This is a genomic window from Campylobacter sp. GB48, from assembly GCF_049221845.1.
Classification (GTDB): Bacteria; Campylobacterota; Campylobacteria; order Campylobacterales; family Campylobacteraceae; genus Campylobacter_D; species Campylobacter_D lari_C.
In genome coordinates this window covers 1-820 of sequence record NZ_JBMJAR010000081.1, presented here as the reverse complement: position 1 = coordinate 820, position 820 = coordinate 1, and the positions used below count along the sequence as shown (strand labels likewise).

Sequence of the window (820 nt, the reverse complement as noted above, 5' to 3'; positions counted from 1 at the left end):
TGCTAGCAATGCTTATAACTTTATCCAAGAAGCTTTACAATTTAAAGAAGCTAATGAAAATAAAGCAAGAGAAAATCTTAGTGCTTTAATCAAATGGAGTGAAAACGAAGGCAAGGAAGAATTAGAATATGCTAAGAATTTAAGCAAAGAAAACTATAATCAAGAAAAAGTTACACAAATGATTATTAAAAATCTTAAGATGATACAAGCTAGTATTGAAGATGTAAGAATTTTAACCTCTTACTATCCCACAGATGAAGATGTCGAGCTTATGAGACAAGCTGGGCATGTTACAACAAATTCAAATACTGATATTATACTTTATCTTTTATACAATGAAAGAAATATCACAAATCATAAAACTTATTTTTTATTTGACAAGGAAAGATTTAAAGTTTTTGAAGATTTTTTATTTTTTCTAAATACTCGTTTAGAAGAGGATTTTTTACAAAAAGATATTCATAAGTTTGATAGCTTTGATGTAGTTAGAATTGGAATGTATATTAACACCCTAATTGGTTATAATTGTGCATTTACTGATATGTATTTGAGTGAATTTTTACAAGATTATATTTGTGATTTAAATACCCCTAAAACTATGATAATTTTAAATGGTATGAGCAAAATTGATTTTACTTCTAATAGAATTTTATTATTTTTTAATAAAGAATTAGAAAAATATGCTTATACTGATGATAATAATTTAATAAAAAACCTTCAAAAATTGATCTATATTTTTAAAAAATTCAAACTTAACCAAAAACAGACTAATAAACTTAAATCCATACAAACCAAACTAAAAGAATGCACAAATAAATGA

General features: G+C 24.1%; 1 protein-coding gene. It reads left to right on the top strand.

Features of this window, described 5'->3' with window-relative positions; genetic code table 11:
• On the top strand, positions 1 to 820 hold an 820-nt coding region (locus ACOTVC_RS08910), incomplete at its 5' end, for a hypothetical protein (protein WP_421628390.1).